This is a genomic window from Streptomyces sp. NBC_01384 (assembly GCF_045040035.1).
Taxonomy (GTDB): Bacteria; Actinomycetota; Actinomycetes; order Streptomycetales; family Streptomycetaceae; genus Streptomyces.
Genome location: NZ_CP109559.1, coordinates 4,089,547 through 4,101,911, shown reverse-complemented (window position 1 = coordinate 4,101,911; position 12,365 = coordinate 4,089,547). Strand labels below are relative to the sequence as shown.

General features: G+C 71.0%; 13 protein-coding genes and 1 pseudogene. 5 read left to right on the top strand and 9 right to left on the bottom strand.

Going from position 1 to position 12,365, the window contains the following annotated elements; translation table 11 throughout:
• Positions 1-14: 14 nt before the first annotated feature.
• The 3 genes from OG747_RS18665 to OG747_RS18655 all read left to right on the top strand — a co-directional run bounded on the left by OG747_RS18665 (position 15) and on the right by OG747_RS18655 (position 3,317).
• Entirely contained in the window at positions 15-851 is an 837-nt protein-coding gene (locus OG747_RS18665; protein ID WP_405880458.1) for an undecaprenyl-diphosphate phosphatase, read from the top strand.
• A 178-nt stretch (positions 852-1,029) separates the two neighbouring features.
• A complete protein-coding gene (locus OG747_RS18660; RefSeq protein WP_405880457.1) occupies positions 1,030-2,571 on the top strand; it encodes a glycosyltransferase in 1,542 nt (513 codons plus the stop codon).
• Positions 2,568-3,317, top strand: coding sequence for a polysaccharide deacetylase family protein (locus OG747_RS18655; RefSeq protein WP_405880456.1), 750 nt, complete (start codon positions 2,568-2,570; stop codon positions 3,315-3,317). The genes OG747_RS18660 and OG747_RS18655 overlap by 4 nt, the downstream gene beginning before the upstream one ends.
• A gap of 39 nt (positions 3,318-3,356) precedes the next feature.
• Here the strand turns inward: OG747_RS18655 and OG747_RS18650 are convergent, their stop codons facing one another.
• The 3 genes from OG747_RS18650 to OG747_RS18640 all read right to left on the bottom strand — a co-directional run bounded on the left by OG747_RS18650 (position 3,357) and on the right by OG747_RS18640 (position 6,256).
• Positions 3,357-4,037 carry a class F sortase gene (locus tag OG747_RS18650; RefSeq protein ID WP_405880455.1) on the bottom strand — a complete coding sequence of 227 codons (681 nt, stop codon included), beginning with the start codon at positions 4,035-4,037 and terminating at the stop codon, positions 3,357-3,359.
• Between the two features lie 166 nt (positions 4,038-4,203).
• Positions 4,204-5,322, bottom strand: coding sequence for a hypothetical protein (locus tag OG747_RS18645; RefSeq protein ID WP_405880454.1), 1,119 nt, complete (start codon positions 5,320-5,322; stop codon positions 4,204-4,206).
• A gap of 397 nt (positions 5,323-5,719) precedes the next feature.
• Positions 5,720-6,256, bottom strand: coding sequence for a universal stress protein (locus OG747_RS18640; RefSeq protein ID WP_405885592.1), 537 nt, complete (start codon positions 6,254-6,256; stop codon positions 5,720-5,722).
• Between the two features lie 257 nt (positions 6,257-6,513).
• Between OG747_RS18640 and corA the strand changes: the two genes are divergently transcribed.
• The gene (corA, locus tag OG747_RS18635) at positions 6,514-7,620 is read left to right on the top strand and encodes a magnesium/cobalt transporter CorA (RefSeq protein ID WP_405880453.1); all 1,107 of its coding nucleotides are present in this window, start codon (positions 6,514-6,516) and stop codon (positions 7,618-7,620) included.
• 16 nt (positions 7,621-7,636) lie between these two features.
• Here corA and OG747_RS18630 read toward each other — a convergent pair whose 3' ends face one another.
• From OG747_RS18630 to OG747_RS18615, 4 genes and pseudogenes are all read right to left on the bottom strand, one after another.
• On the bottom strand, positions 7,637-7,915 hold the full coding sequence (locus OG747_RS18630) for a hypothetical protein (protein WP_405880452.1): 279 nt from the start codon (positions 7,913-7,915) through the stop codon (positions 7,637-7,639).
• Between the two features lie 79 nt (positions 7,916-7,994).
• Complete coding sequence (locus OG747_RS18625; RefSeq protein WP_405880451.1) at positions 7,995-8,870, bottom strand: hypothetical protein; 876 nt, start codon at positions 8,868-8,870, stop codon at positions 7,995-7,997.
• A gap of 300 nt (positions 8,871-9,170) precedes the next feature.
• Positions 9,171-9,452 carry a DUF397 domain-containing protein gene (locus OG747_RS18620; protein WP_405880450.1) on the bottom strand — a complete coding sequence of 94 codons (282 nt, stop codon included), beginning with the start codon at positions 9,450-9,452 and terminating at the stop codon, positions 9,171-9,173.
• A gap of 82 nt (positions 9,453-9,534) precedes the next feature.
• Positions 9,535-10,242 (bottom strand): annotated as a pseudogene (locus OG747_RS18615) (Scr1 family TA system antitoxin-like transcriptional regulator); the annotation flags it as partial.
• Between the two features lie 174 nt (positions 10,243-10,416).
• Between OG747_RS18615 and OG747_RS18610 the strand changes: the two are divergent.
• A complete protein-coding gene (locus OG747_RS18610) occupies positions 10,417-10,866 on the top strand; it encodes an ATP-binding protein (protein WP_405880449.1) in 450 nt (149 codons plus the stop codon).
• Between the two features lie 36 nt (positions 10,867-10,902).
• On the opposite strand, the gene OG747_RS18605 is transcribed toward OG747_RS18610, so the two are convergent.
• Together OG747_RS18605 and OG747_RS18600 are read right to left on the bottom strand one after the other, a co-directional pair.
• The gene (locus OG747_RS18605; protein WP_405880448.1) at positions 10,903-11,508 is read right to left on the bottom strand and encodes a flavin reductase family protein; all 606 of its coding nucleotides are present in this window, start codon (positions 11,506-11,508) and stop codon (positions 10,903-10,905) included.
• Between the two features lie 139 nt (positions 11,509-11,647).
• Positions 11,648-12,085, bottom strand: a complete 438-nt coding sequence (locus tag OG747_RS18600; protein WP_003974483.1) for a hypothetical protein — start codon at positions 12,083-12,085, stop codon at positions 11,648-11,650.
• Between the last annotated feature and the right edge of the window lie 280 nt (positions 12,086-12,365).

Here is a 12,365-nt window from a genome sequence, read left to right as displayed (position 1 = left end):
CAGAGATGGATTCCATGAGTGCTATCAGCGTCGGCCAGGCCGTCGTCCTTGGAGTCGTCGAGGGAGTGACCGAGTTCCTCCCCGTCTCCTCCACCGGCCACCTGAAAATCACCGAAGGGCTGATGAGCATCCCGGTCGACGACACGGCCGTGGTCGGCTTCACCGCCGTCATCCAGGTCGGCGCGATCGCCGCCGTACTCGTGTACTTCTTCAAGGACATCGTGCGGATCGTCTCCGCGTGGGGCCGCGGACTGCGCAACCGCGAGGAGCGTCAGAACCACGACTACAAGTTCGCCTGGTGGGTCATCTACGCGACCATCCCGATCGTGATCGTGGGCCTTGCCGCGAAGCCGCTCATCGACGGGGCGCTCGGCTCGCTCTGGGTGGTCGCCGTCTCGCTGATCGTCGGCAGTGGCGCGATGTGGGCGGCGGACCAGATGGGACGCCACAAGCGCGGTGAGGACGACACCACCTTCAAGGACGCGATGTTGGTCGGCTGTTCGCAGATCCTTGCCCTGCTCTTCCCGGGCTTCTCGCGCTCCGGCGCCACCATGTCGACCGCACTCGTCCTCGACCTGGACCGCGTCGCCGCCACCCGGCTCTCCTTCTTCCTCGGCATCCCCGCCCTCACCGGCGCCGGTCTGTACGAGTTGAAGGACGCCGTCGGCGCCGGGGTGGGCGCCGTCCCGCTGGCAGTCGGCACCGCCGTCTCCTTCGTGGTCGCGTACGGCTCGATCGCCTGGCTGCTCAAGTTCGTCGCCAAGCACTCCTTCAACGCCTTCGTGATCTACCGGATCGTCGTCGGCGTGCTGCTCCTCGGCCTGCTGGGGGCCGGAGCGCTCAACGCCTGACCGGCTGAGCGCGGCCGGTCCCGCACATTTCCCTTTGTCCCTGAAGTCCTTTTGTCCCTGAAGCCCTTTTGTTCCGGCGAGTTGGTGACGTCCCCCGTCATACCCTCACCACTCTGGAGGCTGATCTGCTGTGCCCCACCTCGACAGTCCACCGCGGATCACCGTCATATCCGCGAGCATGGGGGCCGGCCACGACGGCGCCGCCACCGAACTCACCCGCCACCTCACGGCAGCCGGCTTCCTCGTCGACCGGCACGACTTCCTCGATCTGCTGCCCCTCGGCCTCGGCAAGCTGCTCTGCGGCGCCTACCTCCGGCTGCTGACCTGGGCCCCCGGCGGCTACCAGCGCATCTACGCCGCCACCGAGCACGAACGACGCCCCAACCCGGCCGTACGGTCCCTGCTGCGCGGCGCCGAACGCCGTACGCTGGCCGCCGTCACCCCCGGCACCCGCGCGGTCGTCTCCACGTACCCCGGCGCCAGTCAGGTCCTCGGCGCGCTGCGGCTGAGCGGCCGCCTCGCGATACCGGCCCTGACCTACCTCACCGACTTCTCCGTCCACTCCCTGTGGGTCGCGCCCGGCATCGACGCACACCTCGCCGCCCACGCGATACCCGCCGCCCAGGCGCACGAGCAGGGCGCGGCGGGCGTCACCGTGACCGGCCCCATGACCGACCCGCGCTTCACCCCCGCCGACGAGAACGAACGGCGCGCCGCCCGCACCCGTTTCGGCCTTCCCCAGGACACGCCGCTGGCTCTGCTGGTCGCCGGTTCGTGGGGGGTGGGCCCGGTACGGGAGGCGGCCGCCGAGATCCTCGACACCGGGGTCGCGCTGCCGGTCGTGGTCTGCGGACGCAATCACGCGCTCGCCGAGCGGCTGCGCGCGGACGGCATCGCCCACGTCCACGGGTGGGTGGACGACATGCCCGGCCTGATGCACGCGTGCGACGTCCTCGTCCAGAACGCGGGCGGGCTCACCTCGCTGGAGGCGCTCGCCGGCGGACTCCCGGTCGTCAGCTACCGCTGCATCCCCGGGCACGGCCAGACCAACGCCGCCGCGCTCGACGAGGCGGGTCTCGCCCCCTGGATCCGCGAGCCGCACCAACTCGCCCCCACCCTCGTCGAACTCCTGCACGGCCCGCGCGGCCAGGCCCAGCGCGCGGCGGGCCTGGCCCTGTACGCCTCGGCCCCCGGCCCCGTACCGGCCGTCACGGCGATGACCCGCCGTCCGCTGTCGGCGGCACGCCCATCGGGCCCCGCGACACCGGTCGAGTCGCCGACGGCCGCCGGCATACCGCCCCAGCGGCGGCGCCGGGTCGACGTACGGCGGACGACACCGGGGCGCCGGGCCGACGACGTCCGGCCGGTGATGCCGGGTCCCCCGGGCACCGTACGGCCGGGGACACCCGATCGCCGCGCTTTCGCACGCTTCGGACTGCCCGCGCGGCAGGGACACCCGACCGCCCTGCTGGCCGACGCGCTGACCGCCGCACCGTCCGACGCGCTGACCGCCGTACCGACCGAGGCGTTGCGCCTCCCCGTCGCCGCGCGGTTCGCAGCCAAGCCACGGCAGGCCCGGCGCCGGACGGCCCTCATGGTGGCCGCCGTCGCGGCCACCCTCTCCCTCGGCATCGGTGCCCCGCTCGCCTACGCCTACGGAGAGTCCCCCGGCCACCACTTCGGCGCGCTCACCCACTACCTGGAGGACGACGACCGATGAGTCCGGACCCGGGCCAGTTGGCACGTACCGCGCGGCGGGCCGGGGCGATCGCCCTGCCCGCGCTCGCCGCCGCCCACGCCGCACCGGTGATCTCCACCTTCGGCCCGTTGCGCAACCGAGCCATGCCCCGCCTCGCCGGCCGCGGCCGCCCCGACCACATCGCCCTCACCTTCGACGACGGCCCCGACCACCTCTCCACCCCGCACTTCCTGCGCCTGCTGGACGCCCGGGGTATCCGCGCGACGTTCTTCCTCCTCGGCTCCATGCTGGCCCGCTCACCCGGCCTGGCCAAGGACATGGCCGCCGCCGGGCACGAGATCGGCATCCACGGCTGGCACCACCGCCCCCTGCTGCTGCGCGGCCCGCGCGCCACGTACGACGACCTCGCCCGGGCCCGCGACGCCGTCGCCGATGTCACCGGCCGGCCGCCCACGCTGTTCCGGCCGCCCTACGGGGTGATGAACACCGCCGCGCACCTCACCTGCCGCCGCCTCGGGTTGACCCCGACGCTGTGGACGGCCTGGGGCGAGGACTGGCGCAGACGGGCCACCCCGGACTCGGTCCACCGCACCGTCACCCGCGACCTGTCCGGCGGCGGCACCATCCTGCTCCACGACTCCGACTGCACCTCCGCCCCCGACTCCTGGCGCACCACCCTCGCCGCCCTGCCGCGCATCCTCGACACCTGCGAGACGCACGGCTGGCGGATCGGTCCCCTGCGCGACCACGGCGTCCCGGGCATCTGACATCTGACCGACGGGTGGTTCGGACACCGACCGTCGGTTTCAGACGAGGTGGGCGAAGACCACCAGGTTCTCGGTGTAGTCCTTCGCGGAGTGGTCGTAGTCACCGGCGCAGGTGATCAGCCGGACCTCGGCGTCGCGGGTGTCGGCGTACACACGGTCGTCGGGGAAGTCGTCCTTCGCGAACGTCTCGGCACTGTCGACCACGAAGGAGGCCTCACGCCCGTCGGCCCTTTCGACCTTGAAGCGGTCCCCCTCCTCCAGCTCCCTGAGATCGGCGAACACGGCCGCGGAGGTCGTCGTGTCGACGTGCCCGGCGATGATCGCGGCACCCGCCTCCCCGGGGGACACGCCCTTGGTGTACCAGCCGACCAGGTTCGTGTCGTTGCCGGGCGGAGGTCGGAGCTTCCCGGAGGAGTCGAGGGCGAGGGTGGTGAACGGGGCGTCCACCGAGATCTTCGGGATGAGCAGCCGCGTCGGCTCGGACCGCGGCAGATGCTTGCCCAGCGGCCGGTTGGCCGCGGACCACGGCGCGAGCGCCGTGGCGGAATGGGGCTTGGAGGAAGGGGAGAAGGGGACGGACGGCTTGCCATGGCCGCCCAACACACTCAGCGCCAGGAGCAGGATTCCGGCGATCCATACGATCAGCGGCACACCGGGGCGGGGGGCCTGGACGGGCGACACGGACTGGGGCTGGACAGGGGAGGACAACCGGGATGCCATCGGGCACCACCTCACAGGAACACGGCAGTAGGCGGTAAGCAGTAAGCAGTAGGCGACAAGCAGTGGGCAGTGGCCGGAGAGCGGGTCACCGCGAGGGGGAGAACGAGCCGGGCCGCCACGCTGTGCGCAAGGCGGCGGCCCGGGCTGCTAAGTCATCAGGCATCGGTCAGGACAGGCCGTCCGCCGCACGCCTGCGGCGCACCGCGTAGACACCCGCGCCGGCGAGCGCCACGGCCGCCAGCCCACCTGCCGTGGTGCCCGACGTGGCGAGCGCACCGCCACCCGTGTGCATACCGCCCCGGGGCTTGTCACGCTCCGAGTCCGAGTTGTCCCTGCCGTTCCCGGAGTCCTTGCCGCGGTCGGAGCCCGAGGAGTCGTTGTTCTTGTCCTTGTAGGTCTCCGGGTTGAACTTCTCGTCGTCCTTGTTCCAGTCGTCTCCCTTGATGTGGGCGAGCGCGCCGCCGCCGGTGTGCATGCCGCCGTGCGGTCTGCCCCGGCCGGAGTCGCCCTTGCCGTGTTCCGAGCCGGAGTCGTCGCCGCCGCGGTCCGAGCCGCCGCCCTTGCCGCGGCCGGAGTCGTCGTTGCCGCGGTCGGAGCCGGATTCGTCGTTGCCGTTGCCGCGGTCGGAGCCGCCGCCCTTGCCGCGGCCGGAGTCGTCGTTCCCGCGGTCGGAGCCGGAGTCGTCGTTGCCGCGGTCGGAGCCGCCGCCCTTCCCTCGGTCGTTGTCGCCCTTGCCTTGGTCGTTGTTGCCCTCTCCGCGCTCGGAGCCGGAGTCGTCCTTGCCCGAGTTGTCTCCCCTGAGGAAGGTCAGCGCGCCGCCGCCGGTGTGCATGCCGCCGTGCGGTCTGCCCCGGCCGGAGTCGCCCTTGCCGTGTTCCGAGCCGGAGTCGTCGCCGCCGCGGTCGGAGCCGCCCTTCCCGCGGCCGGAGTCGCCCTTGCCCCCGTGATCCGAGCCGGAGTCGTCGTTGCCGTTGCCGCGGTCGGAGCCGCCGCCCTTCCCTCGGTCGTTGTCGCCCTTGCCTTGGTCGTTGTTGCCCTCTTCGCGCTCGGAGCCGGAGTCGTCCTTGCCCGAGTCGTCACTGTGCACCGCCGCGGTCAGCGCTCGGCCAGCCGTGTGCATCCCGACGTCGGGCTTGTCGTGCTTGCTGTCGTTGCCGTGCTCCTTGCTGTAGGAAAGATCATCGTGGCTCCCAGCACCCACCGTGGCCGCGAGGGCGCCGGGAGCGCCGATCGCGAGAGCGGCCGTAGCCGTCGCGGTAGCGAGGAGCATGCGAGCAGATCGCATCGTCGGAGTCCTTCCATCGCGGCCAGGCAGCTGGCACCTCGTCAGCTCGTGAGAACCCGACCCCGACGTGATCCACCGTCAAGCCGGACTGCCCCGCGCACCACTCGAGCCGCTCGCCCGGCGTAGCACTGAGGTCACGCTCACCTGGCGTCCATTCGTGTATCCGACGCCCTGTCAGGCACCACTGACCTGCTGTTTCACCGCGGATGTGCGGTCGCTTCCCGACATGCACAGCGTCCCGGGGACAACCCGAACGGCGGCAACACGACTGCGCGCCCCACCCGGGCGCCTCGGTGAAGCCATGCCCGCCGGGCCGGGTCCGGGGCGCCTCGCTGACGGATGCCTGACGGGAAGCCCCGGACCCGTAACGCGCCCCTGACGTGCGCACCTCGGTCGCTCAAGGCCTGCCCTCCGTCAGCTCCCGCGCGTCGAGCGGCAGCCGCAGGCCGACGCGGCGGCGTACGGAGGCGAGCTCGCGGTACAGGGGCGAGGGCGGCAGGGCCAGCACCGGGCAGACGGCGTGCGCGAGGCAGTACCGGGCGACGGACGGGAACAGCGCGCGGCACACCCTGCCCCGCCACCCCGCGCCGACCACCAGGAGGTCGTCGGACCGGTCGGCGGTCTCGACCAGCGCGCGCCCCGCCGAGCCCCGTACGACCAGTCCCCGGTATGGAACGCCGGGCCCCGCGTCGCCGAAGGCGGTGTCAAGGGCGGCGAGCAGTCGGCTGCCCGCGTCCCGCCGGAGGTCGGCCACCGGCAACGGGCAGATCGAGCGCCCGTGGGCCAGGTCACCGCCGGGCGGCTCCCAGGCGAGGACGACCAGCAGTTCGGCGTCGTCGCGACGGGCCTCGCGCGCGGCCCGTCGCAGCGCGGCCAGGCTCCCCGGCGAACCACTCACCCCCACCACGACGCGCCGCCACTCCCCACCACCCATCGCTCGCTCACCCCACTCCTCGGCATACGGCCTCGCGGACACCCGCGGATACCCGTGTCCCATGGAAGGCCCCGGGGACGGCGGCGGACCGTCGCGTTGGCGTAGGCCTGATGCCGAGGGGGAGATTCATGACGCCCCCCTGACATCGATCGACACCCCCCCCGACATCGACCGCACGCTCGAACCAGGGTTTGACGTCCGTCTTACCCCGCCCTGGCACACTGGCCGTCCCCGGCACACTGGTGAAGGAGTACCGCATGTCGATGGTCGGCAACCTGCGCAAAGCCGCCCGTCTGGCGCGACGGGGGCGCCCGGTGGACCTCAGCCACCCGGCCCGCTCCCCGCTCGGCTCCGCCGTCGTCAACTGCGTCATCTACCGCGACGGCATCCGGCAGGAGGCCGCGCCGAGCGTCGAAGAATCCGTGGCGCGGGTCCGGAAACACGGCCACGGCAAGGGCCACGGCTTTGTCTGGTTGGGGCTGCACGAGCCCACGAAGACGGAGTTCGCCAGGGTCGCCGAACTGTTCGGCCTGCACCCGCTGGCAGTCGAGGACGCCGTCCAAGCCCACCAGCGCCCCAAGGTCGAGCAGTACGGTGATGTCCTGTTCGCCGTCTTCAAGACGGTCTCGTACGTCGAACATGCCGAACTCACCGCCACCAGCGAGGTGGTCAGCACCGGCGAGATCATGGTTTTCGTCGGCCCCGACTTCGTGGTGACCGTACGGCACGGCCGCCACGGTTCCCTCGGCCCGTTGCGCGAGGGCCTCGAAACGGACCCGAGGCAGCTGGCCAGGGGCCCGGTCGCGGTACTCCACGCCATCGCCGACCACGTAGTGGACGACTACCTGACCGTCATGGACTCCGTCCAGTGCGACATCGACCAGGTGGAGACGGCGGTCTTCTCACCCGAGGGGGTGAGGGGCGTGGACGCCGGCCGCATCTACCAACTCAAGCGCGAACTACTGGAGTTCAAGCGGGCCGTGGTCCCCCTCGGCCGCCCCCTCCAGCTGCTGGCCACCGAGCCGATGCGCACCGTCGCCCCCGAGATACAGGCGTACTTCCGCGACGTCGCCGACCACCTGGCCCGGGTCACCGAGCAACTCACCTCCTTCGACGCCCTGCTCGACTCCATCCTCCAGGCCCACCTCGCCCAGGTCTCCGTCACCCAGAACGAGGACATGCGCAAGATCACCGCCTGGGCCGCGATCGTCGCCGTACCGACGATGGTCTGCGGCGTCTACGGCATGAACTTCGACAACATGCCCGAACTCCACTGGCGCTTCGGCTACCCACTAGCCCTCGCCGTGATCGCCGCCGCGTGCTTCGCCATCTACCGGGGCTTCAAGCGCAACGGCTGGCTGTGACCTGGGGCCTGAGCGATCATGGCCAGGTACGGTCGAGGCCGCCTTGTCGTACGGCGTAGGCGGCGGGTCCGCCCTTCTCGACAGCCCGGTAGATTGCGCTGCGGTGTACGTCGAGCCGCTCCACCATCTCCAGGCTGCGGAGCTGCTGGTTGTCGAGACAGAAGAGGACCGCACAGCGATCGAGGACGGGCTGGATCTCCAGGTCCCGTGTCTTGATGCGCCCGTCCTTAGGCCGTCGGTGAACCGGTCGACCATGACCCTCCTCCCGTTGATCCCAGGTTTCGCATGCTCGCACACCCAGCCTGTCGGCCGCGTGCCGCGACCGCATGTCTCGGTCGAGTGCCGTGCTGCTCTCGTGCGGGCTCGCTGAGACATCAGGCCGCTTCCCGGCCCCGGCAGTCCCGGCAGGAGGTGGGCTCCGGGGCCCGGAAGGCGCGTTCGCAGCCGTCGCAGGTCTGCCAGGGGAGTGCGGAGGGCCGCGCGGGTGGTGGGCTCTGGGCGGGCGGCGGCGGGAGCGGGACCTCGCGGAGGCGGTGGGCGAGGACGCGTGCCGGACGGGCCAGGAAGTGCGCGGGCAGTCCGTCGGTGAGCAGGCCGGTGATCTCCTCGGGCCCGAGACCCCGCGCGAGCCATGCCGCGACGGCCGGGGCCAGTTCGGCGACCTCGCGGCGGGACAGGATCAGCCGGCGGTCGACGATCCTCAGGGAGGCGAGGACGGCTACGGCCTGGGGGTCGGCGTCGTCGAGCCGGTGGGACGCCTCTGGGGCGGCGTGTCCTTCCTCGCGGGCGACGGACGCGACGGGCGCGACGGGCGCGACGGGCGGAGGCTCGGGCGCGGGCTCAACGGCGGGTTTCCGTGGTCCGACCGGTCGGGTGGGCGGTGGTGTGGGGCGCCGCCGGCCGTGCGGTACGTCGTGGAAGAAGGTCCGGGTGCGTACCTGGCCGTCGGGCCCGCGCACGCGCCGCCGTTCCAGGTAACCGGCGGCCTCCAACTCCCGTAGGGCCCGCGAGATCAGGATCTCGCCCTCGGTGAAGTGGGCGCACAGCGCGGTGATGCTGACGGGGGCGCCGTCCGGCAGGGAGAGGATGTACGCCGCGACGCCGATGGTCACCGCGCTGCCGCGCCGCTGCGCGAGGGCGTTGGCGATCACGGTGAACTCGGCGGTGAGGCGGGTACGGACGTGGGTCACGCCGGAGGTCGGAGCTCCGGCGTCGGCGCGCACGGGCGCGTTAGACTGCGGTTCAGCCATCGGGAAGCGGTTCTCTTCCTGAGCGGTCAGGCCCTCGATCAGGATTGCCGTCCTGGCCGGGGGCCGTCGTCTGTGTGGGGTTGTTGCCGGGAACGTAACCGCCCGTGCCCACTCGCCGCAACCGGGTCACTCCTGAGGGTGAACGGGTGGGAGGAGGAGGGGGGTTGGTTCTTTCTTCCCGGTTCTTTCTTCCCAGTTCTTTGGGGAGGGCCGTGGCCCGCCGGACCCCCGCGCACGAGGGTTCGGCGGAGCCGGGACGCCGAGCGGGACCGGTCCCCCGTCGGCCGGGTGCCCGTCGGCTCAGATGCGGTGACGGGCTTTCAAGTCGCCTATGAACGCTGCCCAGGAGTCCGCCGCGAAGGCGAGCGCCGGCCCGTCGGGGGCCTTGCTGTCACGGACGGGGACGATGCCGGGGATTCCGTCCGCCACTTCCAGGCAGTCGCCCCCCTCCTGATTGCTGTAGCTGCTCTTGCGCCAGGGGATTTCGTCCGCGACCTCCACGCAGTTGCCGCCCTCCTGATTGCTGTAGCTGCTCTTGCGCCAGACGACGCCGTTCAGTTCGAGACGGGACGTTCGCGCCACGGTGGATGCCCTCCATCGCCGATCGGATCATGTCGAGCGACATGAGCGGGGGCAGGGCTGCCGCCCGGAGCCGATCGTAGGTCAGCCCAAAGCGCTCGACATCTGCCGGATCCTCGACGAGTTGGCCGTAGTGGGCGCCTTCCGTGTAGGCGACCTCACTGCCGTCCGGCAGCTCCAGGAGGGTCAGCGACCCGCCCATCACGTCATGTTCGCCTTGGTCGAACGGCAGCACCTGCAAGGTGATGTGACGCTCCGAAGCGGTCTCCAGCAGGCGCGCGAGCTGCGCCCGCATGACCGGCCGGCCGCCGACCGGTCTCCGGAGTACCGCCTCGTCCAGTACGACCCACAGCTCGGGCCGGTCGGGCGAGGCCAGCCGCCTCTGCCGACCGAGCCGGGCCGACAGGCGCTCCTCCAGATGCTCCTCGCCCTGGAGCGAAAGGCCGACGCTGAGCACGGCCCGCGCGTAGTCCTCCGTCTGCAGGAGACCAGGCACGAGATGCGCCCCGTACTCGCGGATCGACACCGCCCTCCCCGCATGCGCCATGAACGCCCGCGACCAGTCCGGAAACGCCTCCCGGTACACGTACGGCCACAAGTCCACCAACAAGCCGTCCGCTCCCAGGACTTCGTCCAGCGCGCGGGCCAGCTCCAGGGTGGGCTTCGCGCCCGACGAACGCTCGACCTGCGTGATCCGCGAAGCGACCACGTGCGTTTTCTCGCCCAGCTCCTGCTGGGTCAGCCCCGCCGCCGTACGAAGTCTGCGTACGCGCGACCCGAAGAGCGCCGCCATCGATTCCCCGGGGTCAACGCCTTTGGCCACGGCGTCACTTCCCTTCCTTACGGTCCGCACGGTAAGGCCCGATCACCTTTTGAGCGTAGGCCGTTTTGACGACCCTTGTGTACGGAACGTCACGACTCGCACACGCTGCGAGTCGCCCCCTGTGAGGAAAAGGAAAGGGCCGCGATGGAGCCCACCCGCACCGCCGCTGCGGCGACCGAAAGCCGCCTGTTCGCCATGCAGTTCACGTCATCACCCCGGGGCGCACGACTCGCCCGGCAGCTGACGGTGCGGCGTATGGCGGAGTGGGGGTATCCGCCGTCCTCGGACCCGTCCGGCAAGGTGTCCCTGCTGGTCGCTGAACTGGCCGCCAACGCCGTGCGCCACGGCCATGTGCCCGGACGGGACTTCCACCTCCGTATCGCCCTCGACGTACCGACGCGGCTGATCCGTATCGAGGTCGCGGACGCTTCCGCGCGACAGCCCCGGTTCGGCTCGGAGACGGTTGCCGGGCCGGAGGACGAGTCCGGGCGCGGCCTCCTCCTCGTGGCGGTGCTCGCCGTGCGCTGGGGGACGGCGCCCCGTACGCCCGTGGGGAAAACGGTGTGGGCGGAAGTCGTGGTGGACGCGCCGTAGCTCACGTAGTCCACGTAGCTCACGTAGTCCGCGTAGCTAAGAGCGCGGTTCCTCGTAGGGGATGCGGTTCAGATGCAGGACCTTTCCCAGCGTGCCCCACTCGTCGCCGCCGAGCTTGGTGAGCGGGAGCAGACGTTCGGAGCTGGGGCGGCCGTCGACGATGAGGCCTTCGTTCACCGCCGCGTGGAGCACCCGTCCGAAGACGAGGGTGGAGTTTCCCATCCGCAGGGTGGTGTGCGAACGGCACTCCAGGACGACGGGGGAGGCCGCCACCCTGGGCGGCCGTACATGCAGGCTCGGTTCGCGGTCGATTCCCGCGAAGTCGAATTCGCTGACCGTCCGGGGAAAGTCGGTGGCAGTGGCGTTGATCAGCTGCAGCAGCGGTTCGGAGGAAAAGTTGACGACGAACTCCCCGGTGTCCTCGACATTGCGCAGGGAATCCTTGCGGCCGATCGACGTGAACTGCACGATCGGCGGGTCGGTGCTGGCGATGCTGAAGAAGGAGTGCGGGGCGAGGTTCTCGGTGGAGCCGTCCGGCGTGACGGTGGAGATCCAGGCGATCGGACGAGGGATGACAACCGAGGTCAGGAATCTGTAGAAGGCATTCCCGCCCATGGCCTCCGGATCGAAATCGACGCGCATGACACTCAGTATTCAGCGGTCCCGCGCGGTCCGCTCGTTGTCGGGCGGGACCCGGGCGGGACCCGAAAGCCCCGCCCGTGTCACGTGTCACGTGTCACGTGTCATGCATCACGCGTGACACATCAAAGGAAAACGGAGCTTAGGGCCATACCAGGCAGTACGGCTGATGTCCCGCCTCATGCAGGCGATGGCTGAAATCCTGCCATTCGTGGAGGAGCTGGTACACGTTGAACGCGTCCCGGGGGCCGCCCCGGTCCGGGACCGTCGACCAGATGAAGGCCGCCGCGCCGACCGCCTCCTCGCCGATGCCCCGGAGGGGGTCGACGACGGTCATGGGGAGTTTCACGACGGCGTAGTCGGGGTGGAGGACGACCAGTTCCAGGGGCGGGACCTTGTGGAGGGGAACGCCCTCGATGCCGGTGAGGACCATCGCGGCCATCGTCTCCGGCTTGATCTTGGTGAACATGCCGTTCATGCCGAGCTCGTCGCCGCCGAGTTCCTCGGGGCGCATCGAGATCGGCACGCGGGCCGCCGTCGCGCCATCCGGCGCGCCGAAGTATTTGTACGTCACCCCCACCCGGCCACCATTCCCGCTTCCTGCCCTGAGCCGGTCTGCGCCGTGGTCCGTGTAGTCCATACCGTCCATACGGCCCGACGGGTCGATCCGCTCAGGATCGCCCTGTGATCCTTGCGATCCGGGTGCCCCCGGAGAGCCCTGCGAGCCCTGCGCATGTCGTGCCTCGGCCGCTTCTTCCGCCTCGCGCCGGTGCCTTCCCCGCCGGGCACGCCGAGGACCGAGGTCATCGGTCCCCTCGCCCAGTCCGCCACCGCGATGCATATCTCCACCCGACTGCTTT

Coding starts and splice junctions, on each gene's coding strand:
- OG747_RS18605 (WP_405880448.1), bottom strand. CDS start 11,508: ATGCGCGTCGATTTCGATCCGGAGGCCATGGGCGGGAATGCCTTCTAC.
- OG747_RS18645 (WP_405880454.1), bottom strand. CDS start 5,322: ATGCGATCTGCTCGCATGCTCCTCGCTACCGCGACGGCTACGGCCGCT.
- OG747_RS18660 (WP_405880457.1), top strand. CDS start 1,030: ATGGGGGCCGGCCACGACGGCGCCGCCACCGAACTCACCCGCCACCTC.
- OG747_RS18610 (WP_405880449.1), top strand. CDS start 10,417: ATGGAGCCCACCCGCACCGCCGCTGCGGCGACCGAAAGCCGCCTGTTC.
- corA (WP_405880453.1), top strand. CDS start 6,514: ATGTCGATGGTCGGCAACCTGCGCAAAGCCGCCCGTCTGGCGCGACGG.
- OG747_RS18655 (WP_405880456.1), top strand. CDS start 2,568: ATGAGTCCGGACCCGGGCCAGTTGGCACGTACCGCGCGGCGGGCCGGG.
- OG747_RS18650 (WP_405880455.1), bottom strand. CDS start 4,037: ATGGCATCCCGGTTGTCCTCCCCTGTCCAGCCCCAGTCCGTGTCGCCC.
- OG747_RS18665 (WP_405880458.1), top strand. CDS start 15: ATGAGTGCTATCAGCGTCGGCCAGGCCGTCGTCCTTGGAGTCGTCGAG.
- OG747_RS18625 (WP_405880451.1), bottom strand. CDS start 8,870: ATGGCTGAACCGCAGTCTAACGCGCCCGTGCGCGCCGACGCCGGAGCT.
- OG747_RS18640 (WP_405885592.1), bottom strand. CDS start 6,256: ATGGGTGGTGGGGAGTGGCGGCGCGTCGTGGTGGGGGTGAGTGGTTCG.